The sequence below is a fragment of the Pseudoxanthomonas kalamensis DSM 18571 genome (assembly GCF_010211745.1).
In the GTDB taxonomy this organism is placed as follows: domain Bacteria; phylum Pseudomonadota; class Gammaproteobacteria; order Xanthomonadales; family Xanthomonadaceae; genus Pseudoxanthomonas_A; species Pseudoxanthomonas_A kalamensis.
The window spans coordinates 476,825-497,316 of record NZ_PDWQ01000001.1 but is presented as its reverse complement, the minus strand read 5'-3'; the positions used below and the strand labels follow the sequence as shown (position 1 = coordinate 497,316).

Below are 20,492 nucleotides of genomic sequence, written 5' to 3'. Positions count from 1 at the left end.
ACAAGTGCCCGAATCGGGAAATCCTTTTCCTGCTGCCGGCTCCGTGGATCCTGACATCACGATGCGATCAAGATCACGGAATCCCTTTCGCAAATTGCGGGCCAATGCCATCGGTATGTCGAATTACAGAACCAAGGTGCCAGCCGGTCCGTATATCAGTGCGCAAGCCGCCATGAAATTCCGTTTTCTATCAATGGGTTATCTTTCTCGACTCGCGGTTTATGTAATCCCCGCTCTTGTCTTCTTGCGCTCCGGAATCTGGCCCACGTCGTCCTGTACCTTGACGCTTGTAGCGTCCACCATCGACGACGTTGGGTCATTTTGTGACGTGGCCCCGCTTTTCGACGCCCTCCACCCGGCGGCGGCCTGCTGTCCGGGAATCGCTAGAATCGAAGACCGATGTCCGCCTCCGCCCCCCGCCTGGCTGCTGTAATCCGCGATTCGTTCGAGGATTACCACGCCCGCTTCGCCGAGATCACCGCCCGTGCCCGCCGGCGCTTCGAGACCCGCGACTGGGTCGCCGCACGCGCCGATGCGGTCGAACGCATCGCGCTGTACGACCAGTGCGTGGCCGAATGCATCCTGCGTCTGGAGGCGATGCTGCAGGATCGCGCGCGCGACCATGATCTGTGGGTGCGGATCCGGGCCGAGTACGCCGCCCTGATCGAAGACCTGATCGATCAGGAACTATTCAAGACCTTCTACAACACCCTGACCCGGCGCTTCTTCCGCACCCACGGCGTCGATCCGGCGATCGAATTCGTGGCGCTGGACATCGAGCCGACCGACGCCATCACCCATCCGGTGGCGCGACACAGCTACGCGGTGTCCGAACTAAAGCCAGTGGAGACCTTCGCCCGGGTGCTCGCTGACTACCGCTTCGACGTTCCATACGCGCACCGCACCCGCTGCGCGGCCGCGATCGCCGTGCGCCTGCAGGATGACCTCGCGCACTGGGGCGAGAATCCGCTGCGTTCGATCGAACTGCTCGATACCGTGTTCTATCGCGAACGCCGCGCCTACCTGGTCGGACGCGTGCTGGGCGAGCATCGGTTCTCACCGTGCGTGATCGCCCTGGTCAACGACGAACGCGGCCTGCGTGCCGACACCGTGCTGACCCGGCGCGCCGATGTGGCGCACTTGTTCGGTACTTCACGCAGCTATTTCCACGCCGATCTGCCCACGGTCGGCGATGCGGTGGTGTTCCTGCGCACCCTGCTGCCGCACAAGCCGATCGACGAGATCTACACGGTACTCGGCCGCGCCAAGCAGGGCAAGACCGAGCGTTATCGCACCTTTTTCCGTCATTTCCAGGCGCACCCGAACGAGCAACTGGTGCACGCTGAAGGTACGCCGGGCATGGTCATGGTGGTGTTCACCCTGCCCAGCTATCCGCTGGTGTTCAAGCTGATCCGCGACCGTTTCGCCTACCCGAAGCGGATGTCACGTCGCGACGTGGAAGACAAGTATTCGATGGTGTTCCAGCTGGACCGCATCGGCCGCCTGCTGGATACCCAATCCTACCGCTCGCTGCGCTTCCCGCGCGCGCGCTTCTCGCCGGCACTGCGCGAAGAGCTGTTGCGCCACTGCGCGCTGAGCGTGAGCGAGGAAGGCGACGACCTGGTCATCGACCTGTGCTATGTGCAGCGCCGGTTACGCCCGCTGAACCTGTACCTGCGCGAACAGCCGGCCGAAGCGGCGCGGCTGGCCGCACTGGACTATGGCCAGGCGATCCGCGACATGGCGTGCAACAACATTTTCCCCGGCGACATGCTGCTGAAGAATTTCGGCGTCTCCCGCCACGGCCGCGCCGTGTTCTACGACTACGACGAACTGTGCATGATCACCGACTGCAACTTCCGCGAATACCCGAAGGCGACGACGATGGAGGAAGCACTGGCCGACGAGCCGTGGTTCCAGGTCGATCCCGGCGACGTGTTCCCGGAGAAGTTCCCGCAGTTCCTCGGCCTGCCGGCAGCGCAGGCGAAAGCCTTGCAGGCGGTACACGGTGACCTGTTCCGGGTCGAATGGTGGCAGGCCCTGCAGGCACGCCTGCGCGTCGGCGACTACCCGGACACGCCACCGTACCCGGACAGCATGCGGCTGGCTTGAATCTGCGCTTACATCGCCCGTGCTAGGCTCGGCCTCCCTGCAGATTCCGGAGCCCGCCATGTTGCGTCTCGCCTGTTCCCTGCTGCTGTCGGCCGCCGTCGCCTTGCCGCTGGCGGCGCACGCCGACGAAGCCACCGACGCCCTGCGCGACGCCGTTGCCGACAGCGCGCGCAATCCCGACAACGCCGTTCGCGACGCTTACCGCCATCCCGTGGAAACACTGGCCTTTTTCGGCGTGAAACCGACCGACACGGTGATCGAAATCACGCCCGGCGGAGGTTGGTACGCCGAGATCCTGGCGCCGTATCTGGGCGGGCACGGCAAGTACGTCGCCGCGGCGGTCGATCCCCATGCTCTGCCGGAAGGCGGTGGCCGCGATTACCAGGCGCGGGCCCGGCAGCGGCTGGATGCGCTGTTCGCCGGTTCGCCGACCCGTTACGGCCAGGCTGCCATCGTCGCCTACAATCCCGCCGCACCGGCCTTCGGCGACGCCGCGTCCGCCGACGTGGTACTGACCTTCCGCAACGTGCACAACTGGCGCAGCGCCGGACAGGCCGAGGGCATGTTCCGCGGCTTCTTCGCCGTGCTCAAGCCGGGTGGGGTACTGGGCGTGGTCGAACACCGCGCCGCCGCCGACGTAGCGGCCGACGACCGCAGCGGTTATGTCGGCCAGGCACAGGTGATCGCGATGGCCGAAGCCGCCGGCTTTCGTCTGGACGCCAGCAGCGAGATCAACGCCAATCCCAAAGACACCAAGGATCATCCGAACGGCGTATGGATGCTGCCGCCCACCAACCAGCACGACGCGGCCGACGATGCGAAGTACCAGGCCATCGGTGAAAGCGACCGCATGACCTTGCGCTTCATCAAGCCGGCAGCCGAATAGCTGACACGCCGACCGTGCGGTTCAATCGCTGCCGAGCATCCGCGGCAGTTGCAATGCCGCCGTGTCGGCAACGGCGCTGACCACTGCGAAGCTGGTGTCATGCCGCGACCAGTATTGCGCCAGCAAATTGCCGTCGCGGCGTCGACCACTGCTGCGTAGTTGCCCGCGCGGACGCAGATACACGCCGACGCGCGCACCGGAACCGTCCTGATAAACCAGCATGGCCGCCACTCCCTGCTCAGTCGAAAGCAGGCGGCCGCCGAGCAGGTGATAGCCCGCGGCGCCCAGGTCGGGAACGCTCCCTTCGTTGCCATAATGTCGCTGCAACCAGCGCTGCAAATCGTCGACGCGGTCGTTTCCGAACTCCATCGGCGGAGCATCGGCATCGACGAACTGCCGATAGGCGGCCACTGCATCGGCCATCGGTGGATGCGTCATCGGCAGACTCGTCTGCCTCGCGTACCAGCCCGCGCCCGTGCCGAGAGCCAACGAAAACATCAGGCTTGCCGTCATGCCCAGGCGCCGCCATCGACGCTTGCGCAGTCCATGCCGCACACGGGCCGGTTCCAGTTGAGGATTCGCCGGCCAGGCTTCGGGATACGCATGCAACGCGCGCAGGCGTTCGGCATCGCGCTTCCAGCCACGTACCTGCGCGGCATGCAGCGGATTGGCTTCCAGCCATGCGTTGATCTCGGCACGGCGCACGGCATCCAGTCGTCCGTCGACATAAGCATGCAGTTCGTCTTCGCCCGGCTGGAAGCTTTTGGGTCCTCCCGTCATCGCAGCATCCTCAGTCCTGGCTTTGCCGGCGCTTCGTCGTCGCCGATTGCGCGCAGTGCCTGTCGCGCACGCGACAACCGCGACATCACCGTGCCGATGGGAATGCCCAACACCGCGGCGGCTTCGCGATAGGCCAGGCCCTCGACGCTGACCAGCAGCAACAGTGCGCGCTGCTCGGCCGGCAAGCCGGCAAGGCCGGCCAGCTCGGCACGCGCGTCGAATACCTGTTCCGGCGTCGGCACCTGCCCCTCGTTGTCGACGGCAAACAGCCGTGCGATCCGCTTCCAGCGCGTTGCCCGCCGGTATTCATCGACGAATTGACGGTACAGCACCGAGAACAGCCATGCCTGCAGGGTTTCGCCACCGCCACGGCGACTGTCGCCACGGCTCAGCGCGCGCTCGAGCGTGGACTGCACCAGATCGTCAGCCGCGGCCGGCTCGGCGACCAGGGAGCGGGCGAAACGGCGCAACCGGGGAATCAGTTCGCCCAGGGTCCGGTCATCCAATCGGGTGAGGGCATCGGTCACGACAGCGGGATGGTGGAAAGCATGAGGATACGACGTCCGGAATGGCCAGATTATTCCCCACCCGGCTTGCGGCCGTCCGCGACTTGGTTCCGGGCAGCCCGGGCCCCTCGGGAATAAACCGCCCCGTCACGCGTCTTACTCGCATCTTCGTTCCTCCAGCCTCAGGGCTCCCCATGTCCGACGAATCGACCTCCGATCCCCTCTCGCCCGCACGACGGTCGCCATATCCGGCCTTCGCTGCGATTGGCGCCATCGTCGCGCTGCTGATTCTGGCCCTGGCCTGGGTCGCCGGTGGAATCACGCCGAAGCGACTGACCGCGCAACGCCTGATCGACACCGTCGAAGGCGGCAAGGCCCACCCCGGCTTCCGTCGCGCGCACAGCAAAGGCGTTTGCGTCACCGGCCATTTCGAGCCCTCGGCACAAGCCTCAACGCTGTCGATGGCTCGCGTGTTCTCGCAACCGCACGTACCGGTGCTGGGACGATTGTCGATCGCCGGCGGTGACCCGCATGCACTGGACGCGCAGGCACGGGTACGCAGCATGGCCCTGCTTCTGAAAACCGATGACGGGCAGCAATGGCGCACGGCGATGAACAGCTTTCCGTTCTTCTCGGTCGCCACCCCGGCCAGCTTCGCCGCGCAGATCGTGGCCTCGCGCCCGGACCCGGTGACCGGCAAGCCGGACCCGGCCAAGATAGCCGCATTCCTGCAGCGCTATCCGGAAGCGAAGAAACTCCAGGACTGGGCCAGGAGCGCGCCCTGGTCGAACAGCTGGGCCAATACGCAATTCAATGGCGTCAACGCCTTCCGCTTCATCGATGCGAACGGTGGTGAACACTTCGTGCGCTGGTCGATGCGGCCGCAGGCGCCGTTCGAGCCCCTGAGCGCCGAACAGCGCCAGCAGGCCGATGCCGATTTCCTCGCCGAGGATCTGCAATCGCGGCTGCAACAAGGACCGCTGCGCTGGGACCTGGTGGTCACCGAGGCCGCTCCGGGCGATCCTGTCGACGATCCGTCACAGCCGTGGCCGGACGAGCGTTCGCACATCGTCGCCGGCACGCTGACGCTGGAGAGCAGCCAGCCCCAGGCCACCGGACCCTGCCGCGACATCAATTACGACCCGACCCTTGTTCCCGTCGGTATCGCGCTTTCCGATGACCCGGTCCTGGCCGCGCGCGCGGCGGCGTACTCGGTGTCGTTCACCCGCCGCGAACGCGAGATCGGCACGGGCAAGGCCCCGCAAGCGACCGGGAAAAGCCCGCAGGAGGCCGCACGATGAATCGCCATGGACATTTCGACGCGCTGGCGCGGACCCTGCACTGGGGCATGGCGGTGCTGATCCTGGCGATGCTGTTCATCGGCGTCGGCATGGTCGCCTCGCTCTCGCTGCGACCGTTGCTGATCGACATCCACCGACCGCTGGGCATTGCGATCCTGCTGCTGGCCCTGCTGCGTCTGTTCCATCGCTGGCACAGCCCGCCGCCCCCGTTGCCGGCCGATCTGCCGGCATTGCAGGCACTCGCGGCACGGGCTTCGCACGGTTTGCTGTACGCGGTTATGCTGGCCATGCCGTTGCTGGGCTGGGCCATGCTGTCGGCCGGCGGCTATCCGATCCCCTTGTTCGCCGGTGTGCATCTGCCGCCGATCGCGCCGCACGATGCGGCATGGTATGCGCTGCTGCGCACGGCACATGGCGCTTTCGGTTACGCGCTGTTCGCCTTGGTGCTGGCGCATCTGGGAGCGGCGTTGTATCACGCTTGGGTCCGCCGCGATGGCGTCTTCGCGTCGATGACGCGCGGCGGCGCGCAAAATATCGCGCCCGCCGCCGAAGATCACGCCGAAGACGCATGATCCCGGCGCGCAGCACCGATAATGGGCTTCGCACGACTCTTCGTTCGGCTACAACCTCTTCTTTACCTTCGACTCATGCTGATCGCCTTCAACAAGCCGTTCAATGTGTTGTGCCAGTTCACCGATCTCAGCATGCCGCCGCGACGCACGCTGGCCGGATTCGGATTGCCTCCCGGCGTGTATCCCGCCGGGCGACTGGACTACGACAGCGAGGGCCTGCTGCTGCTGACCGACGACGGCACACTGGCGCACCAATTGACCGATCCCAGGCACAAGCAGCCGAAGACCTATTGGGTACAGGTGGAAGGCGTCATCGACCCTGCGCAACTGGAGGCCCTGCGCCTTGGCGTAACCCTGAAGGATGGTCCGACGCTGCCGGCACTGGCGGAGTCCCTGCCTGCGGCCCCGCCGCTGTGGCCGCGCGATCCGCCGGTACGCTTTCGCAAGATGGTGCCGGACAGCTGGCTGTCATTGACACTCCGCGAAGGCCGCAACCGCCAGGTACGGCGGATGACCGCCGCAGTCGGTCTGCCGACCCTGCGCTTGGTGCGAACCTCGATCGGCCCGCACCGGCTGGATGACCTGCAACCCGGGCAGTGGCGCGAACTGGCGCAGACCTGAGGCCGGCTTCCCAAGCTCAAGCGGTCTTGCCGACTCGTGATTTACGCGCCTTGGCCGGCGGTGGCGCGAGCGCCTTCGGCTGGCCCCTCTGCTTGCGTGCCACGATCTGCTTCGATGCGCCTTCGACCGATGCCTCCAGCGCTTCACGGCGATGGCGGCGGTAGGCCGCGAATGCCAGCAGCCCGACGCCGGCGGCGATGGCTACGCTGGTGACCGGGTTGCGCTTGACGAAGCCCTTGGCGGTCTTCGCCCCGGCCCGCGCCACGCCCAGCGCGGCGCCGGTCTGCAGCCACTTGCCGGCCTGGTCGCCGCTCAGCTGCAACTTCTCGCCGAGCTTTTCGGCCAGCTCCAGCGCCTGTTCGGATAGTTCGCCCAACTTGCTCATCGACGACTCCTGAGGGAATGCGTGGACAGGAAGTCCGCGCCTGATGCGATGGTAACGCCGCGACGCGCTGGGCGCGTGACGATGCCCGGATCACGTCCCTCGCGACTTGGCGCGATGCGATGCAGTTGCGGTCCATGGGTCATCCGGCCACGGATGCTTCGGATAGCGCCCCTTCATTTCCTTCTTCACTTCGGCATAGATGGTGTCCCAGAAGTTGCGCAGGTCGGCGGTGACCTGCAACGGCTTGCCGCCGGGCGAGAGTAGGTGCAGCAGCAGCGGCACCCGTCCGTCGGCGATCCGCGGCGTTTCGGCCAGGCCGAACAGCTCCTGCAGCTTGACCGCCAGCACCGGCGGCTGCGGTGCTCCAGCGTGGTCCAGTGCGTATTCGATCCGGCGTTCCAGGCCCGAAGGCACGACGATGCGGGTCGGGACCAGCGCGTCCAGTTTCTGCCGCAACGGCCAGTCGATGCCGGTCTTCAAGGCCTCGCCGAATTCGCTTTCGGACAGCGCATCCAACCGCGTCTTGCCGGCGAAGGCCGGCCGCAGCCAGTCGTCCAGCGTCGCCAACAGCGCGTCATCGCTACGTTCGGGCAACCCCAGCTCGGGCATCCACTGGCGCAGCGATTCGACCCGCGCCTGCCATTGTCGCAGCGCGTCGGTCCACGGCAGCAGTTGCAGGCCCGACTCGCGCACGGCCTCGGTCAGCGCCTGCGCCGCTTGCGCGGGATCGATGCGACCGGCCGGCCGGCTGTCCAGCACGATCCGGTCGAAGCGCGACTCGCGCCGCGCCACCAGCGCATGCTTGTCCGCATCCCAGATCGCGCCTTCGTGTTCGACAAAACGCTGCGGAAACTCCGCGCGCAGCCGCGCCTCGTCAACCGGCGCGGCGCGCAGCAGCAGGGCGTCGCCGCGCATCTCGTGGCGCAGTTCGCTGGCGACCAGCCACGGCTCGCCACGCAGCGCGCTGTCATCGAACAGCTTGGCCATGCGCCCGTTGGCCAGCTGGTAGCGCAACGAATCGTCGCGGTGACGGAAGGCGATGCGATCGGGAAACGCATGGATCAGCAGGTCGCCCAGTTCGTGCGCTTCGATTTCGTCCGGTGGACGCGCCTCGCTGCGCAGGCGACGGCGCCATTGCTTCGACGCCGCGTCGAGGGCGGCCAGCGCACCACGGCTGGCCGAAGTCGAAACCCGGCCAGCACGGAAAGCGGCCAGCGCACGCCAGCGTTCGGCCAGCGCGTCCGAGCGCGAACGCAGCGGATCGCGCGCTTCCAGCAGCGCGGCCAGGTCGGCGGCCAGCGCCTGCTCGCGCGGCGGGCGCGCGGCCAGCAGCATCGCTGCCAGTCGCGGATGCGTGCCCAGTGCCAGCATGCGTCGGCCGGACGCGGTGATCGCGCCGTCGTCCGTCAGCGCGCCCAGCCGTTGCAGCAGTTCGCGTGCCGCCGCCAATGCACCCGGCGGCGGTGGATCGGGAAAGCGCAGGGTATCGCTGCCCCAGGCCGCCAGTTCCAGCGCCAGCCCGGCCAGCTCGACCTGGGCAATCTCCGCCGCGCGTTGCGGTTCCAGCCGCTGCGAGGCCGGCCACAACCGGTACGCCCAACCGTCGGCGACCCGGCCGGCGCGGCCGGCGCGCTGGTCGGCCGAGGCCTGGCTGATCGCTACCGCATCCAGTCGCGAGAATCCGCTGTTGGGGTCGTAGCGCGGTTCGCGTGCGAGCCCGGCGTCGATCACCACCCGCACGCCGGGCAGGGTCACCGAGGATTCGGCGACATTGGTCGCCAGCACCACGCGGCGGCGGCCGTCTGGCGCGGGCTGCAATACCCGCGACTGCTGCTCGACCGGCAGTTCGCCGTGCAGCGGCAACACATCGGCGTCGGGTGCGGTCGCTTCCAGCGCGGCCTGCACACGGGCAATCTCGCGCTGCCCGGGCAGGAATACCAGCACATCGCCGGGGTACTGTGACAATGCTTGCAACGCGGCTCGCACCGCCTGCGCTTCCCGCGTTTCCTCGCGGCGCGCGGGAAAGTGTGCGATCTGCACCGGATACGCCCGGCCGTGGCTGCTCAGGCGCGGCGCCTCCAGCCAGCGCGCCAGTCGCTCGCCGTCCAGCGTGGCCGACATCACCACGATGCGCAGGTCCTCGCGCAACGACTGCTGCACGTCCAGCGCCAACGCCAAGCCGAGGTCGGCCGCCAGGTGGCGTTCGTGGAATTCGTCGAACAGCAGCGCCCCGACGCCTTCCAGCGTCGGGTCGTCCTGGATCATCCGGGTCAGGATGCCTTCGGTCACGACTTCGATCCGGGTGCGCGGCCCGACCTTGTTGTCGAAGCGGATCCGATAGCCGACCGTGTCGCCGACCGCCTCGCCTTGAGTACTCGCCATGAAGCCCGCCGCCACCCGTGCGGCCACCCGACGCGGCTCCAGCATCACGATCCGGCGCCCGCCTAGCCAGCCCTCGTCCAGCAGCGCCGGCGGCACCCGGGTGGTCTTGCCGGCGCCCGGCGCCGCTTCCAGCACCAGCCGCGGATGCGCGGCCAGGCTGCGGCGGATGTCCGGCAGCAGCGGATCGATCGGGAAGTCGACGACAGGCATCGGCCTATTGTAGGAGAGGCGTCAGCCGCGATGTTTTCCATCAATACTTCTTTGCGACTGACGCCGCTCCTACAATGGCGCCATGCAACTGATCGACATCGGCGCCAACCTCACCCACGACTGCTTCGACCGCGACCGCGACGCGGTGTTACAGCGCGCGCGCGAAGCCGGCGTCACACGGATGATCGTCACCGGCGCCAGCCGCGAGCACTCGCCGAAGGCGCTGGCCCTGGCTCAAGCGCATCCGGGTGTGCTGTACGCCACTGCCGGCGTGCATCCGCACCACGCCAGCGAGTACACCGACGAATGCGACGCCGAGATGCGCGCCCTGCATGCGCATGCCGAAGTTGTCGCGGTCGGCGAATGCGGGCTGGACTATTTCCGCGACTTCTCGCCACGGCCGGCGCAACGCAAGGCGTTCGAGCGTCAGTTACAGTTAGCCAGCGAGAACGGCAAACCGCTGTTCCTGCACCAGCGCGACGCGCACGACGATTTCATGGCGATGCTGCGCAACTTCAACGGCCGGCTCGGTCCGGTCGTGGTCCATTGCTTCACCGGCAGCCGCGAAGAGCTGTTCGACTATCTGGACCGCGACTGGCACATCGGCATCACCGGCTGGCTGTGCGACGAGCGCCGCGGGCAACACCTGCGCGAACTGATGAAGAACATCCCCGCCAACCGGCTGATGGTCGAGACCGACGCCCCCTACCTGCTGCCGCGCACGCTCAAACCGATGCCGAAGGACCGTCGCAACGAGCCGGCCTTCCTGCCGCACATCGTCGAGGAACTGGCGCGCGACCGTGGCGTGGACGCGGCGGAGGCGGCGGCCGCCAGCACGGCAACCGCGCGCGCGTTTTTCCGCCTACCGGACGCGCTCAGTCCTGGTTGACGTTCACCACTTCGCAGATCACCAGCATGTTGTGCCGGCCACTCGCAGTCTCGCACGCAATCGTGAGCGTGCGGCAAGGCCCGCAATGCCTCAGCTGCGCAATCCCACGCCACGCTTGAGCAGCCACAGGCCCAGTGCGCCCAGCGCCACGACGAACCCCAGCATCAACGCGTAGGCCAGCCACAGCGGCACGTCACTGCTGCCAAGCAGGCCGTAGCGGAAGGCGTTGACCATGTAGAAGATCGGGTTGGCATGGGTGGCTGCCTCGGCCCACGGCGGCAGCAGCTTGACCGAGTAGAACACGCCGCCCAGGTAGGTCAGCGGGGTCAGGATGAAGGTCGGCACGATCGCCACATCGTCGAACTTCCTGGCGTAGACCGCATTGATGAAGCCGGCCAGCGAAAAGATCGTCGCCCCCAGCAGCACCGTGCTCAGGGTGACCAGCGGGTGCGGGACGCGCACCTGAGTGAAGCACATGGCAATGACCATCACGATTGCCCCGACCATCAGCCCGCGCAGCACCGCGCCAGCGACGTAGCCGCCCAGGATCACCCAGTTCGGCATCGGGCTGACCAGCATCTCCTCGATATGGCGGCCGAACTTGGCACCGAAGAAGCTGGAGGAAATGTTGCCGTAGCTGTTCTGGATCACGCTCATCATCACCAGGCCGGGGACGATGAACTCCATGTAGCTGTAGCCGCCCATGTCGCCGACCCGGGAGCCGATCAGACCACCGAAGATCAGGAAATACAGGGTCATGGTGATCGCCGGCGGTACCAGGGTCTGGCCCCAGATGCGCAGGATGCGGGTCACCTCGCGACGGACGATGGTGGCCAGCGCCACCAGATTGCGGCGGGTGACGCTCGGCTCGCGGTCCGCCGTTGTTGCGACCGGTTGCGTACTCATGCCGCGTCCTCCTTGGCGCCCGCGTCACCGTTGGTCAGACGCACGAACAGTTCTTCCAGCCGGTTCGACTTGGTCCGCATCGAGCGGACACGGATGCCGGCGGCCTGCAATTCGGCGAACACCCGGTTCAGATCCATCTCGCGCGGCATGTCCAGATCCAGCGTGTGGCTGTCGCTGGCCAGCAGCACCGCGCCCTCGATCTGCGGCAATTGCGCCGGCAAGCTGCCTTCGATGTCGAACAGGAAGCCTTCCACGTCCAGCTTGGCCAGCAGCTCGCGCATCGGTCCCTGCTCGACGATCCGGCCGTGGTTGATGATGGCCAGGTTGCGGCACAGGCTTTCGGCTTCTTCCAGGTAATGGGTCGTCAGGATGATCGTGGTGCCGGCAGCGTTGATCGCGCGCAGCGTGCTCCACATGCCGCGGCGGATCTCGATGTCGACACCGGCGGTGGGTTCGTCGAGGATCAGCAGCCTTGGCCGGGTCATCATCGCGCGGGCAATCATCAGCCTGCGTTTCATGCCGCCGGACAGCGTGCGGCTCATCAGGAAGGCCTTGTCCCACAACTGCGCGGCGCGCAGTTCCTGCTCGGCGCGCTGTGCGGCCTCGGCGCGCGGGATGCCGTAGAAGCCGGCGTAGTTGACCAGGATGTCGAACGGTTTCTCGAACAGGTTGAAGTTGATTTCCTGCGGCACCAATCCGATCAGCCGCATCGCCGCGTCACGCTGCGCCTGCTGATCGACGCCGAACAGTTCGACCTCGCCGGAACTCTTGTTGACCAGCGAGGACACGATCCCGATCAGGGTGCTCTTGCCGGCACCGTTGGGGCCGAGCAGGGCGAAGAAGTCGCCGGGCATCACCTGCAGCGACACGCCTTTCAGCGCCTGCACGCCATTGTCGTAGGTCTTGCGCAAATCCCGGACCGAAAGCGCGGGGACGGAAGAAATCGTGTCTGTGGGCGATGCCATGTACTGCCTTGCGGCGCGGATGCGAGGGTGCGCGCTTATTATAGGTGCCCCGCCGGGCGCGCCCCGGCACCAGAGCGTTCCATCGGCTTGGCCATTCCCTCCTTCCCGCTGAAACTGCTGGCGCGACGCATGCTGTCGCCGTCGGTCGGTCATTACACCTTCGTCCGCGGCGACGGCCAGGCGCTGGATTTCCAGCCCGGACAGTTCCTGCAGCTGCATGTTCCGCTGGCCGACGGCGGCGTGGCGCGGCGCAGCTACTCGCTGGCGATGCCACGCACGCATGCGCCGACGCCCGACGACACCATCGAGATCGCGGTCAGCCATATGCCCGGCGGCGTGGCTACCGAGCTGCTGACCGCACTGGAGCCCGGAGGAACGGTGGCCGGTAACGGCCCCTACGGCCGCTTCTGCCTGTTGCCCGACGATGCCAACCGCCGCTACCTGCTGGTGGCCACCGGCACCGGGGTGACACCGTATCGCGCGATGCTGCCGCAGCTGGAACGGCTGATGGCCGAGCGCGGCGTCGAGGTCGTGCTGCTGTTCGGCGTGCGCAGCGCGGAAGACCTGCTGTACGGCGACGAGTTCCGCACCTTCGCCGACGCGCATCCGGGTTTCCGCTTCATGCCCTGCTTTTCGCGCGGGCTGCCGGCCGATCCGCATCCGGACATGCGCCACGGTTACGTGCAGCAGTTCCTCGGCGAGCTCGAGCCGGATGCCGATGGCGACATCGCCTACCTGTGCGGCAATCCGGGCATGGTCGACGCCTGCGTCGAGACGCTGACCGCCGCCGGTTTGGGACCGGCCCGGATCCGGCGCGAGAAGTACACCGCAGGCAAGTAATGTAAAGTTTGCTTGACACGCCGTGCGGGCGTCGATATCTTGTGTGTCAAGTTTCCTTGACAAGTCTCCCATGCGCCCCTGCACCGTCCGTTCTCGCCCGACGCCCTACCTGGCAATCGGCATGGCCTTCCTGGTCGTCGGCCTACGCCAACCGGCCTTCTTTGTCCTCGGTTGCGCCCTGATCGCCTTGGCGCCCGCACGGCGAGACGACTGCCGATGAGCGGCTGCAAGCGCTGGGCGCTGGTCCTGCTGCTGTGCAGCTTGGCCTTGCTCGGTTTCGGCGGGCTGGGCCTGTGGCTGAAGTTGCCAATCGACGCGTCCCTGCTCGGCATGTTGGCCGGTATCGGTGCCACCGGGCTGTTCGCCTCGGCCCTGGTCTGGTTCTGGCCGGGCAATCTCCGCGATTCGGCGCCGCCGGCGTTGACTCGCCGCTACTACCGCGAATTCACGCCGCCGATGGCCGCCTACGTCGGCGTCATGCTGGTGTGGAAGCCCTTGCTGCAGCGAGTCGATGCGGTCGGCCTGCGCGTGCTGATCGCCCTGCTGCCCGCTGGACTGATCGTGCTGGCGATCCGCGCGGTAGCCCGCTTCATCCGCGATTCGGACGAGATGCAGCGCCGGATCGAGCTGGAATCGCTGGCCATTTCCGGCGGCATCCTCGGCGCCGGCTACATGACAGCCGGTTTCCTGCAGACGGCGAGCCTGATCGACATCCCCGCCAGCGCGGCAATGCTGTGGGTGTTTCCCTGCCTGTGCGCCACCTACGGCGTGGCCAAGCTGCTCATTTCCCGGCACTACCTGTGAACAACCGCCTGCGGGAACTTCGCGACCTCGCCGGCTGGTCACAAGCCCAGCTGGCCGAACGTCTGGAAGTATCGCGACAGACGGTCAACGCTCTGGAAACCGGCAAGTACGACCCCAGCCTGCCGCTGGCCTTCCGCATCGCCAGACTGTTCGAGCAACCCATCGAAGCCATCTTCCTGCCGGAGGCAAACTGAATGCGAACGCGCATCCCTGCGACATTTCATGGAGGACACCGTCATGTCGACTAAATCCCGACTTCTGCTGGCGCTGGTGCTGGCCGCGGCCTTCGTCGGTTTTCGCTTGTGGCAGAACCAGGCTCCGGCCAACGCCGAAGCGGACGATACTGTCGCCGCGGCCGACACCGCAGCAGCACCGGTCCGCACCTTGGGGACGCTGGAATTCGCGCCCTGCGCGCTGCCGGTGCCCGGCAGCGGGCGCGCGCTGGACGCACAATGCGCCCGCTTCGAAGTGGCGGAGAACCCGGCGCAACCCGATGCGCGCAAGATCGCGCTGAACATCGCCTGGTTGCCGCCGGACAACGAAACCGACATGGCGCCGGACCCAGTGTTCTTCCTCGCCGGCGGCCCGGGCCAGGCTGCGATCACCACTTATCCGCAGCTGGATGCGGCCTTCCGCGAGGTGCGCAAGCATCGCAGCGTGATCCTGGTCGACCAGCGCGGCACCGGGGAATCGAACCCGCTGACCTGCCCGGCCGATAAAGCGGCCACCGACACCGACCCGGCTGCGGCCATCGCCATGACCGAAGCCTGCCGCGACGCGCTGGCCGAACGCGCCGACCTGCGCTTCTACACCACCAGCGACGCCATCCGCGACCTCGAGGCGGTACGCGAGGCGATCGGCGCGACGCAGATCAACCTAGTCGGGGTGTCCTACGGCACCCGCGTCGCCCAGCAGTATGCGATGCGTTACCCGCAGCAGACCCGCAGCATCGTGCTCGACTCGGTGGTGCCCAACAGTCTGGTGCTGGGCAACATCTTCGCTCGCAACCTGGACGATGCGCTGGCCCTGCAGTTTGACCAGTGCAAGCAGGACGCCACCTGTCGCGAGCGCCTCGGCGAGCCGCGCCAGCAGCTCGATACCTTGCTGGCCACGCTGGAGCGCGACCGCCCGCGGGTGAAATTCCGCGATGCCCGTAGCGGCGAGTTGCGCGAAGAACGCCTGTTGCCGCAGCACGTCGTCGGCCTGGTGCGCATGTACGCCTACATGCCGCAGGCGGGCGCGTTGCTGCCGGTGCTGATCCACGAAGCCAACCAAGGCCGCTACGAGGAGCTGATGGCACTGGCGCAGATGCTGTTCGGCGAAATGCAGGACAGCATGGCGATGGGCATGCAGCTGTCGGTGGTGTGCAGCGAGGACGGCGACCGCATCGCCGCCTCGTCCGAGGACGAAGGCACCGTGCTCGGCCATGCGCTGACCGAAGCGCTGATCGCCCAATGCAAGATCTGGCCGAAAGGCGAGGCGCCGGCCGATTTCCATGCGCCGCTGGCCACGCCGGTGCCGGCACTGGTACTGGAAGGCGAGTTCGACCCGGTCACCCCGCCGCGCTACGGCAAGGAAGTCGCCGACGCGCTGCCCAACGGCCGCCTGCTGGTGCTGCGCGGCCAGGGCCACAACGTGATCGGCGCCGGCTGCATGCCGCGGCTGTTCGCGCAATTCGTCGAACGCGGCAACGCCGTCGATCTCGACGCCACCTGCCTGGACGACCTGTCCTATACCCAGCCCTTCACCAGCCACAACGGGTGGAACCCATGATCGTCGCCGACCATCTGCGCAAGACATTCCCCGGCAAGAGCCGCAAGGACGCCACCGTGGTCGCCGTCGACGACGTCGGCTTCGAAGCCCGCGACGGCGAAATCACCGGCCTGCTCGGCCCCAACGGCGCCGGCAAAACCACCACCCTGCGCATGTTGTACACGCTGATGAAGCCCGAAACCGGGCGCGTGCTGGTCGACGGCATCGATGTGGCCAGCGACCCGGCCGCAGCGCGCAGCGCGCTGGGCGTGCTGCCGGATGCGCGCGGCGTGTACAAGCGCCTGACTGCGCGCGAGAACATCGCCTATTTCGGCGAACTGCACGGCATGAGTCGCACGCAGATCGAAGCGCGCACCGCGCTGTTGTCGCAGGCGCTGCAGATGGACGATTTCCTCGATCGCCGCACCGAGGGTTTCAGCCAGGGCCAGCGCACCAAGACCGCCATCGCCCGCGCCCTGATCCACGACCCGAAGAACGTGATCCTGGACGAGCCGACCAACGGCCTGGACGTGATGACTACCCGCGGCCTGCGCGAATTCCTCAAGCAACTGCGCGACGAGGGCCGCTGCGTGATCTTCTCCAGCCACATCATGCAGGAAGTGGCCGCGCTGTGTGATCGCATCGTGGTGATCGCCCACGGCAAGGTGGTCGCACAGGGCGCGCCGGACGAACTGCGGCAACGCGCCGGCAAAGACAACCTGGAAGACGCTTTCGTGAGACTGATCGGTTCCGAGGAGGGCCTGCTGGCATGAGCGCGATGATGACTGTTCTGCGCAAGGAACTGCGCGACTTCCTGCGCGACCGCCGCACGTTGATATTCACCTTGCTGGTCGGACCGCTGATCTATCCCCTGCTGATGATCGGCATCGGCAAGCTGACCCAGTTGCGCGCGGAAACCCAGCTCGAGAAACCGCTGGAGATCCACATCGTCGGTGCGGAACGTGCGCCGAACCTGGTGGCCTGGCTTGGCGGGCAGGGCGTTCGCAGCAAGGAGACGCTGCCGGGCGACGAAGCGCGGCAACGCGCACAGCTGGATGCCGCCGTCCGCGAACAGCGCGAGGATGTCGGCCTGCTGATCGGCAAGGACTTCGCCGACGACTGGCAGGCGGGACGGCCGGCACAGGTGGTGATCGTGGCCGACTCGACCAGCCGCAACAGCGATCTGGTGGTGGCCCGGGTGCGCGCCGTCCTCGGTGGCTACGGGCAGCAGGTCGGAGCCTTGCGCCTGCTCGCGCGCGGCGTCGACCCCGGCATCACCCGCGCCCTCGGCGTGGAAGACCGCGATCTGGCCACGCCGGAAGCCAAGCGCGGCTTGCTGCTGTCGGTGATCCTGCCGCTGCTGCTGGTGATGTGGGCCTTCATCGGCGGTGCGCACATCTCGATGGACGCCACTGCCGGCGAACGCGAGCGGCAATCGCTGGAGCCGCTGCTGGCCACGCCCGCTTCGCGCGGCGCGATCGTCAGCGGCAAGATGCTGGCCGCCGCCCTGCTGGGCGTGACCAGCCTGGTCCTGACCCTGCTGTCGTTCAAGATCAGCTCGGTATTCGCCAGCGGCGCCATGCGATCGCTCGACGTCAGTCCGGGCTCGATACTTTCGCTGCTGCTGGTCCTGCTGCCGCTGGTGCTGATCGGCACCGCCCTGCTGACCTTCCTGTCGGCCGCGGCCAAGAGCATGAAGGAGGCGCAAAGCCACATGGGCTGGCTGATCTTCCTGCCGATGATTCCCAGCTATGCGTTGATGGCCTATCCGCTGAAGAACACCGCGCTCTGGCAGTACGCGGTGCCGTTCCTGGCGCAGAACCAAATGCTGGTGAAGATCACCCGCGGCGAATCGCCCTCGCCGGAACAGTGGACGATCTATCTGGCCTGTTCGTTCGGTCTGGCCTTGCTGCTGTGGGCGGCTGCGGTCTGGCGCTACCGGCAGGAGAAGTTGGCAATATCGGGCTGATAAAAACGCGACAAGCCGGCTTTCGCCGGCTTGTCGTCATTCATGCCCACCGACCCGAATCAGTTCGGATTGAACGCAATCGTCCGCCGGATCGTCACCGGTGCGCTGATCGGTTCGAACTTCCACCGCCTGACCGCGTTCAAGGCCTCGCGATCAAACACCCGAGTCGGCGTGGCGCGAACGACGCGAGCGTTGGTCACGGACCCATCCGTTCCCACGGTGATCTCCACCATGACCTCACCTGCGGTTCCCGCCCGCAAAGCCTCCGGCGGATAGCGGGGCGCAGGCGTGCTGATGGCACGCAAGCTGGCGGCGGGAGTGACGCTTGCGGTTTGCGCCGCCGCCTCGCGCTGTGCACGGGCTTCGGCCTCCTGCCGGGCTCGTTCCTCTTCCGCCGCACGCTGCGCCGCAGCCTCGCGTTCTGCGGCGGCGGCGGCTTGTTGCTGCTCTGCCTGTTGCGCGGCAGCCAACGCTTCGGCTGCCGCCTGCTGCTGTTCCTGCTGCTGGATCACGCGTTGTTCTTCCAGAGCCTTGGCCCGCGCTTCTGCTTCCACCTTGGCCCGTGCCTCATCGACGATTGCACGTTGCGCTGCTGCCTGTTCGCCTGCAGCGATGCTCTGCTCGAGGCGGGGCAATGCCGGCGCCTTCGGATCGACCTTGCCGATCATCGCCGACAGCCGCTTGGCCTCTTCGAAATCCTGACGACCGATGCTCTGTTCGGCCGCGATCACTGCATACGGCAACAGATCGGTCAGCGCACTGTTGACGCTGGCGTCGTTTGGCAGCTTGTCGCGCAGGGCCAGGTAATACTCGACGGCGTTGTCACCGGCTGGCGTATAGATGCGGTTCTCGCTCAGCGCCTTGCGGGCCAGTTCGCGCAGCTCTTCGGGCGGCAGCTGCTTCAGGTGCGTTTCGCGCTCCTGCTGTTGCTGTTGCTGTTGCTGTTGCTGTTGCTGTTCCTGTTCGGCCGCCGTTTGTGTCGCCGCGGTTTCGGCAGCGGCGGGCTGCGTCGCCGGCCCAGCCGGCGCAGCGCCACTGGTCGCCGGTTGCGGCTCCTGCTTGTTGCACGCCGCCAATGCGGCGAGCAGCGCCAACGCCGCGAACCCGCGCAACTTCGTCGATTGGAATGTCTGCCTGACCGCTTGCATGTTCCTGGACCCCCTATGCCTTTCGGCGAATATTGCCCGATGAATGCTTCCAGGACTCCCTTCCCGGCAACCACCGGCCGTCATTTGCCGATGCAGAACGTGGAAAAGATCCGCCCCAGCAACTCGTCCGGCGACACCTTTCCCGTGATTTCCCCAAGCGCATCGTGAGCTTGCCGCAATTCCTCCGCGGCCAGTTCCAGATATTCGTGATCCAGCTCACGCTTCGCGGTTTCCACATGCCGCTCCGTCTGCCGCAACGATTCGACATGTCGCGACCGGGCCGAAAACTCGCCTCCACCCTGCCGGCCGACATCATCGGCGACCCGACGGCGCAATTGCAATTGCAGGCGTTCCAGACCAAGGCCCGTGCGTGCCGAGACGTGGATCCTGTCCGGGCCATCCGGCGGCAGCCGATCCAGCAGATCGGCCTTGTTGCACACCGACAGTACCGGGACCGACGGGTCCAGCCCGGGCAGGATCGCCGTCGGGTCCGGCTCCGCGCCGCTGGCATCCTGCACCAGCAACACCAGGTCGGCCCGGGCCAGTTCGTCGCGTGCCCGGCGCATGCCCTCGCGCTCGATGACGTCGCCGCTTTCGCGCAGTCCAGCGGTATCAACCAGAGTCAGTTCCACGCCATCCATGCGAATCGTTTCGTGCAGGGTGTCGCGAGTGGTGCCGGCCACGTCGGTGACGATCGCGCGATCACGCCCGGACAGCGCATTCAGCAGCGAACTTTTGCCGGCGTTCGGTGGCCCGGCGATCACCACGTGGGCGCCGTCGCGCAGCTTGCGTCCGCGTTCAGCGTCTTCTCGCAGTCTCACGAGGGCTTCGCCAGCCTCCTGCAATTGGCAGCGCAAAGTGCCGATGCCGAGCGTATCCAGCGGCTCGTCGGCGAAATCGATGGTCGCCTCGATCTGGACGCGCAGGTGGACCAGGGTTTCGGCGAGCGCCTGCACCCGGGTGGAGAACACGCCCTCCAGCGAACGGCGTGCGGCACGCGCGGCACGTGCGTCGGTGGCCGCGATCAGGTCGGCGATCGCCTCGGCCTGGGCCAGGTCGAGGCGACCGTTGAGAAAGGCGCGTTCGCTGAACTCGCCCGGCCGGGCCTGCCGCACACCAAGGGCGCAAGCGCGCGCCACCAGTTGCTGCAGCACGACCGGACTGCCGTGCGCCTGCAGCTCGACCACGTCTTCGCCGGTGAAACTGTGCGGCGCCGGAAAATACAGGGCGATGCCGTCATCGATGGTTTCGCCGGTTGCGTCTCGGAACCGGGTGTAGTGCGCGTATCGCGCCCGCAGTCTCCGACCGCACAGGTTTTCGCCGATGGCTGCCGACTGCGGACCGGAAACGCGCACGATGCCCACCCCGCCGCTGCCAGCGGCGGTGGCGATGGCCACGATGGTGTCGTTGTCTTGCATCAGGACTTTCCGGAAACCCGGCGCAAGCGTAGCGCCTTTCGCGATT

20 protein-coding genes are annotated in these 20,492 nt (G+C 66.9%); 12 read left to right on the top strand and 8 right to left on the bottom strand.

All coding sequences use genetic code 11. From position 1 onward, the window contains the following. Nucleotides 1-399: 399 nt before the first annotated feature. Nucleotides 400-2,112 (top strand): bifunctional isocitrate dehydrogenase kinase/phosphatase, encoded by a 1,713-nt coding sequence (gene aceK / locus CSC70_RS02210; protein ID WP_162454991.1) that lies wholly within the window; start codon nt 400-402, stop codon nt 2,110-2,112. 58 nt (nt 2,113-2,170) lie between these two features. Continuing rightward, complete coding sequence (locus CSC70_RS02205) at nt 2,171-2,998, top strand: class I SAM-dependent methyltransferase (RefSeq protein ID WP_162454990.1); 828 nt, start codon at nt 2,171-2,173, stop codon at nt 2,996-2,998. 21 nt (nt 2,999-3,019) lie between these two features. On the opposite strand, the gene CSC70_RS02200 is transcribed toward CSC70_RS02205, so the two are convergent. Continuing rightward, entirely contained in the window at nt 3,020-3,778 is a 759-nt protein-coding gene (locus CSC70_RS02200; RefSeq protein ID WP_162454989.1) for an anti-sigma factor family protein, read from the bottom strand. Next, nucleotides 3,775-4,305 (bottom strand): sigma-70 family RNA polymerase sigma factor, encoded by a 531-nt coding sequence (locus CSC70_RS02195; protein ID WP_162454988.1) that lies wholly within the window; start codon nt 4,303-4,305, stop codon nt 3,775-3,777. Before CSC70_RS02195 ends, CSC70_RS02200 begins: the two co-directional genes overlap by 4 nt. Nucleotides 4,306-4,478: 173 nt before the next feature. On the opposite strand from CSC70_RS02195, the gene CSC70_RS02190 reads away from it, so the two are divergent. The 3 genes from CSC70_RS02190 (at nt 4,479) to CSC70_RS02180 (ending at nt 6,778) form a co-directional block, all read left to right on the top strand. Next, nucleotides 4,479-5,585, top strand: a complete 1,107-nt coding sequence (locus CSC70_RS02190) for a catalase family peroxidase (RefSeq protein WP_162454987.1) — start codon at nt 4,479-4,481, stop codon at nt 5,583-5,585. Then, nucleotides 5,582-6,157, top strand: coding sequence for a cytochrome b (locus tag CSC70_RS02185; RefSeq protein WP_162454986.1), 576 nt, complete (start codon nt 5,582-5,584; stop codon nt 6,155-6,157). The genes CSC70_RS02190 and CSC70_RS02185 overlap by 4 nt, the downstream gene beginning before the upstream one ends. 75 nt (nt 6,158-6,232) lie before the next feature. Beyond that, on the top strand, nt 6,233-6,778 hold the full coding sequence (locus CSC70_RS02180; protein WP_162454985.1) for a pseudouridine synthase: 546 nt from the start codon (nt 6,233-6,235) through the stop codon (nt 6,776-6,778). Nucleotides 6,779-6,794: 16 nt separating this feature from the next. Here the strand turns inward: CSC70_RS02180 and CSC70_RS02175 are convergent, their stop codons facing one another. Beyond that, nucleotides 6,795-7,163 (bottom strand): hypothetical protein, encoded by a 369-nt coding sequence (locus tag CSC70_RS02175; protein WP_162454984.1) that lies wholly within the window; start codon nt 7,161-7,163, stop codon nt 6,795-6,797. A 90-nt stretch (nt 7,164-7,253) separates the two neighbouring features. Further along, nucleotides 7,254-9,755 (bottom strand): ATP-dependent helicase HrpB, encoded by a 2,502-nt coding sequence (gene hrpB, locus CSC70_RS02170; RefSeq protein WP_162454983.1) that lies wholly within the window; start codon nt 9,753-9,755, stop codon nt 7,254-7,256. Nucleotides 9,756-9,837: 82 nt separating this feature from the next. Here hrpB and CSC70_RS02165 point away from each other — a divergent pair, with 82 nt between their 5' ends. Then, nucleotides 9,838-10,644 (top strand): TatD family hydrolase, encoded by an 807-nt coding sequence (locus CSC70_RS02165; RefSeq protein ID WP_162454982.1) that lies wholly within the window; start codon nt 9,838-9,840, stop codon nt 10,642-10,644. Nucleotides 10,645-10,734: 90 nt separating this feature from the next. Here the strand turns inward: CSC70_RS02165 and CSC70_RS02160 are convergent, their stop codons facing one another. Both CSC70_RS02160 and CSC70_RS14570 read right to left on the bottom strand, forming a co-directional pair. Beyond that, nucleotides 10,735-11,550, bottom strand: a complete 816-nt coding sequence (locus CSC70_RS02160) for an ABC transporter permease (RefSeq protein ID WP_162454981.1) — start codon at nt 11,548-11,550, stop codon at nt 10,735-10,737. Further along, on the bottom strand, nt 11,547-12,515 hold the full coding sequence (locus tag CSC70_RS14570; RefSeq protein ID WP_162454980.1) for an ABC transporter ATP-binding protein: 969 nt from the start codon (nt 12,513-12,515) through the stop codon (nt 11,547-11,549). Before CSC70_RS14570 ends, CSC70_RS02160 begins: the two co-directional genes overlap by 4 nt. A 93-nt stretch (nt 12,516-12,608) precedes the next feature. Between CSC70_RS14570 and CSC70_RS14565 the strand changes: the two genes are divergently transcribed. The 6 genes from CSC70_RS14565 to CSC70_RS02125 all read left to right on the top strand — a co-directional run bounded on the left by CSC70_RS14565 (nt 12,609) and on the right by CSC70_RS02125 (nt 17,880). Then, nucleotides 12,609-13,355, top strand: coding sequence for a ferredoxin--NADP reductase (locus CSC70_RS14565; protein WP_211369407.1), 747 nt, complete (start codon nt 12,609-12,611; stop codon nt 13,353-13,355). Nucleotides 13,356-13,571: 216 nt separating this feature from the next. After that, a complete protein-coding gene (locus CSC70_RS02145) occupies nt 13,572-14,159 on the top strand; it encodes a hypothetical protein (protein ID WP_162454979.1) in 588 nt (195 codons plus the stop codon). Next, on the top strand, nt 14,156-14,353 hold the full coding sequence (locus CSC70_RS02140; RefSeq protein WP_162454978.1) for a helix-turn-helix transcriptional regulator: 198 nt from the start codon (nt 14,156-14,158) through the stop codon (nt 14,351-14,353). Before CSC70_RS02145 ends, CSC70_RS02140 begins: the two co-directional genes overlap by 4 nt. Before the next feature lie 43 nt (nt 14,354-14,396). Then, the gene (locus tag CSC70_RS02135) at nt 14,397-15,932 is read left to right on the top strand and encodes an alpha/beta hydrolase (RefSeq protein WP_162454977.1); all 1,536 of its coding nucleotides are present in this window, start codon (nt 14,397-14,399) and stop codon (nt 15,930-15,932) included. Then, nucleotides 15,929-16,684, top strand: coding sequence for an ABC transporter ATP-binding protein (locus tag CSC70_RS02130; RefSeq protein WP_162454976.1), 756 nt, complete (start codon nt 15,929-15,931; stop codon nt 16,682-16,684). The genes CSC70_RS02135 and CSC70_RS02130 overlap by 4 nt, the downstream gene beginning before the upstream one ends. Beyond that, entirely contained in the window at nt 16,681-17,880 is a 1,200-nt protein-coding gene (locus tag CSC70_RS02125) for an ABC transporter permease (protein ID WP_162454975.1), read from the top strand. The genes CSC70_RS02130 and CSC70_RS02125 overlap by 4 nt, the downstream gene beginning before the upstream one ends. A gap of 59 nt (nt 17,881-17,939) precedes the next feature. Here CSC70_RS02125 and CSC70_RS02120 read toward each other — a convergent pair whose 3' ends face one another. After that, nucleotides 17,940-19,028 (bottom strand): energy transducer TonB, encoded by a 1,089-nt coding sequence (locus CSC70_RS02120; RefSeq protein ID WP_162454974.1) that lies wholly within the window; start codon nt 19,026-19,028, stop codon nt 17,940-17,942. An 80-nt stretch (nt 19,029-19,108) separates the two neighbouring features. Beyond that, the gene (gene mnmE / locus CSC70_RS02115) at nt 19,109-20,449 is read right to left on the bottom strand and encodes a tRNA uridine-5-carboxymethylaminomethyl(34) synthesis GTPase MnmE (protein ID WP_425501509.1); all 1,341 of its coding nucleotides are present in this window, start codon (nt 20,447-20,449) and stop codon (nt 19,109-19,111) included. Nucleotides 20,450-20,492: the final 43 nt, after the last annotated feature.

What these genes read in the sequence shown, in the direction of transcription:
- CSC70_RS02175 (WP_162454984.1), bottom strand. Translation starts at nt 7,163, where the DNA reads ATGAGCAAGTTGGGCGAACTATCCGAACAGGCGCTGGAGCTGGCCGAA.
- hrpB (WP_162454983.1), bottom strand. Translation starts at nt 9,755, where the DNA reads ATGCCTGTCGTCGACTTCCCGATCGATCCGCTGCTGCCGGACATCCGC.
- CSC70_RS02160 (WP_162454981.1), bottom strand. Translation starts at nt 11,550, where the DNA reads ATGAGTACGCAACCGGTCGCAACAACGGCGGACCGCGAGCCGAGCGTC.
- CSC70_RS02125 (WP_162454975.1), top strand. Translation starts at nt 16,681, where the DNA reads ATGAGCGCGATGATGACTGTTCTGCGCAAGGAACTGCGCGACTTCCTG.
- CSC70_RS02135 (WP_162454977.1), top strand. Translation starts at nt 14,397, where the DNA reads ATGTCGACTAAATCCCGACTTCTGCTGGCGCTGGTGCTGGCCGCGGCC.
- CSC70_RS02200 (WP_162454989.1), bottom strand. Translation starts at nt 3,778, where the DNA reads ATGACGGGAGGACCCAAAAGCTTCCAGCCGGGCGAAGACGAACTGCAT.
- CSC70_RS02180 (WP_162454985.1), top strand. Translation starts at nt 6,233, where the DNA reads ATGCTGATCGCCTTCAACAAGCCGTTCAATGTGTTGTGCCAGTTCACC.
- CSC70_RS02145 (WP_162454979.1), top strand. Translation starts at nt 13,572, where the DNA reads ATGAGCGGCTGCAAGCGCTGGGCGCTGGTCCTGCTGCTGTGCAGCTTG.
- CSC70_RS02205 (WP_162454990.1), top strand. Translation starts at nt 2,171, where the DNA reads ATGTTGCGTCTCGCCTGTTCCCTGCTGCTGTCGGCCGCCGTCGCCTTG.
- CSC70_RS02190 (WP_162454987.1), top strand. Translation starts at nt 4,479, where the DNA reads ATGTCCGACGAATCGACCTCCGATCCCCTCTCGCCCGCACGACGGTCG.
- aceK (WP_162454991.1), top strand. Translation starts at nt 400, where the DNA reads ATGTCCGCCTCCGCCCCCCGCCTGGCTGCTGTAATCCGCGATTCGTTC.
- CSC70_RS02185 (WP_162454986.1), top strand. Translation starts at nt 5,582, where the DNA reads ATGAATCGCCATGGACATTTCGACGCGCTGGCGCGGACCCTGCACTGG.
- CSC70_RS02120 (WP_162454974.1), bottom strand. Translation starts at nt 19,028, where the DNA reads ATGCAAGCGGTCAGGCAGACATTCCAATCGACGAAGTTGCGCGGGTTC.
- CSC70_RS02130 (WP_162454976.1), top strand. Translation starts at nt 15,929, where the DNA reads ATGATCGTCGCCGACCATCTGCGCAAGACATTCCCCGGCAAGAGCCGC.
- CSC70_RS02165 (WP_162454982.1), top strand. Translation starts at nt 9,838, where the DNA reads ATGCAACTGATCGACATCGGCGCCAACCTCACCCACGACTGCTTCGAC.
- CSC70_RS14570 (WP_162454980.1), bottom strand. Translation starts at nt 12,515, where the DNA reads ATGGCATCGCCCACAGACACGATTTCTTCCGTCCCCGCGCTTTCGGTC.